At 47.7% G+C, this 2,717-nt stretch carries 2 protein-coding genes; both read left to right on the top strand.

Going from position 1 to position 2,717, the window contains the following annotated elements; all coding sequences use genetic code 11:
- The first annotated feature begins 770 nt into the window (after window positions 1-770).
- Window positions 771-953: a hypothetical protein gene (locus DXB44_RS14240; RefSeq protein ID WP_005945116.1), complete on the top strand. Its 183-nt coding sequence runs from the start codon at window positions 771-773 to the stop codon at window positions 951-953.
- Between the two features lie 93 nt (window positions 954-1,046).
- Complete coding sequence (locus tag DXB44_RS14245; protein WP_243111192.1) at window positions 1,047-2,672, top strand: recombinase family protein; 1,626 nt, start codon at window positions 1,047-1,049, stop codon at window positions 2,670-2,672.
- Window positions 2,673-2,717 lie beyond the last annotated feature (45 nt).

Consider the following 2,717-nt stretch of genomic DNA (forward strand, 5'->3'; position numbering starts at 1 on the left):
GACGGGGTGGCTGAAATGCCAATGGTGCGGTGCAAGCCCGCCGCCGGACGATTCCCCACTCCTAGGGAAGTCGAGGACCAATATGGGAGACCTTAACTTATTAACGCAGTTGAGCACTTGTTTCGTGCTTTTCTGCGACTGGAGAATTGGAACCCTCCAATTCTCGTTACATACTCTTTGTTCCTGATTTCTGCTTCAGCTGGAGGTGATCAACATTTCAGAATATCTTACCACGCAAACTCCGCTGCCGCCGTTTCTCCCATACCCACGCTTCCTTTTGGAACTTGACCTGAGTCAGACTGCAAAAATGACTTATGTGTTGCTACTCGACCGTGCCACACTCTCGCAGAAAAATCTCTGGATAGATGAACGTGGATTCGTGTTTGTCATTTTTACGATTTGCTCTTTGGCTGAGCAGCTAGGGCGCAGCACTGTCAGTGTTTCCAGTGCGCTTAAGGAATTGGACGCTGCGGGATTGATTGAGCGCAGACGAACGCGGTTTTCTTCGCCCAATCACATCTTTGTGAAAATTCCAAATGTTGAATAGTTCTGCGTTTTTCACGATTCAAGAACCGCCAAAATCACGATTCTGTGATGCAGATTCTTAATGGCATCTGCAAAAGATATTTTTCCTATGCAGTATAGCAGCCTTTAAGACTGTATCGAAGAAAACTTTCACCTAACCAACGTAATAAAACAAAAAAAGAAAAACGAATAGAATCCATCCATTCCTTTCCGTATTTGCACCACATGAATGAGGAGGTCTGCCCTTGAACAAAGAAAAATCTGAGAAGAAGCCCACCACACGCAAACGTGCGCCGAGAAGTCCGAAGTCCGTGCGCCTGATCGTGGAACGCCATTATATCGGCAATGTGCCGATGAATACGCTTTTTCAGCGGCTTGTGGAAGAAGAAATTCGTAAAACTGCCGAATCGTATCTCGCCGCTGGCTAAATGGACGTTTTACTGCGGAAAAGGGCTTGCATCGTCACGCAGCATCCGCTACAATGTGATTGATGAGGTCTCTTTTCCATTATGGAGGTACACATGGAAAAGGACAAAAAAGTAACTGCTTTATACTGCCGACTGTCAAAAGATGACGGTTCAAACAGCGAAAGCCTGAGCATCCGCACTCAAAAGGCGATGCTTATGGAGTATGCCACACGCAACGGTTTCGGGAATTGCCAGTACTATGTTGATGATGGTTACAGCGGTACGAACTCTGACCGCCCTGCCTTTCAGGAACTTCTGGATGATATCCGGGAAGGAAAGGTGGCAACAGTCATTACCAAAGACCAGTCCCGACTTGGACGCAACCACATCGAAACCGGAACGTATATGGAAATCTTCTTTCCTGAACACGGTGTCCGCTATATTGCAATCAACGATGGTTATGATTCCAACGAGCAATCTCAGATGGATATTGCCCCGTTCCGAAACATCATCAATGAAATGTACGCCAAAGACACTTCCCGAAAGATCAAGAGTGCCCTTCGGACACGCAAGAAAAGTGGAAAGTATATCTCCAGCGGCGCACCGTTTGGCTACCAGAAAGACCCTGCCGACCACAATCACCTTGTGATCGACCCGAACACCGCCCCCGTTGTTGAGTATATCTATTCAATGGCAGAGGAAGGGCTGGGGCTTCACCGCATCGCCAAGCGGCTCCACGATGAAAAAGTCTTGAAGCCGTGTTACTACAAGAAAGAGATGTTTGGCCGCTTTATTGATGATGAAAAGATGTATGATTGGGACAGTGCCTATATCAGTCAGGTTCTGCACAGCCCAGTCTACGCCGGACACATCATCTACGAAGCCAAGCCCACCGTGTCCATGAAATCCAAAAAGCGGCGTTATATTCCGTTTGAAGAACGCGCTATCGTTCCGAATACACATGAAGCAATCATCCCACAAGACCGTTGGGAGAACGTGCAGCGAATCCTTTACAGCCGTTCCAGTAGTTTTATGTGCGATAAGACCGACTACGACAATATCTTCAAGGGCATCGTCCGCTGTGCAGACTGCGGCAGAACGATGTTAGTCAAGGTCGAGCACAGGCGCAAACGTAACAGTGTTCTGGATCAGACCTTTTATTGTTGCAGCACTTATCGGAAATATGGTGCGAAAGCCTGTGACTCGCATAATTTGGAAGCCCGTGTTCTGCATGAAGCTGTCTTTGCGGACATTCAGGCACACGCAAAGGCCGCTGTGAGCAATCGGGAAGCCCTTGTGAAGAAGATTGCAAATCAGATGCACCTCCGGGTGTCCTCTGACCGGGCGCAGCACAAACGGGATTTGAAGCAGTGTAAAGCACGAATCGCAGAAATCGAAGACCTGTATGCAAAACTTTATGAGGACGTATCAAAGGGACTTCTCCCGGAGAAACGTTTTCAAATGCTTGCAGATCGCTACGACAAAGAACAGGCTGAACTGACCGAGAAGATTGAGCAGTACGAGCGGGAAGGCCGTGCTGAACACGATCAGCTGGACAAGATTCAGGATTTTATTGATGAAGTCAGCAAGTACGCTGGTATCACCGAACTGAACTATAAGATTCTGCATCAGCTGATTGACAAGATTCTGGTATCCAGAGCGGAAAAGGTCGATGGCGAATACGTCCAGAAAATCCAGATTTTCTACCGCTTTATCGGCCCATTGGATGCCATCGAGTAACAAAGTCAGAAAAGTCACCTCCGAGAACTATCCTACAGATTCCGG

It is taken from the genome of Faecalibacterium sp. OM04-11BH (assembly GCF_003482185.1).
Taxonomy (GTDB): Bacteria; Bacillota; Clostridia; order Oscillospirales; family Ruminococcaceae; genus Faecalibacterium; species Faecalibacterium tardum.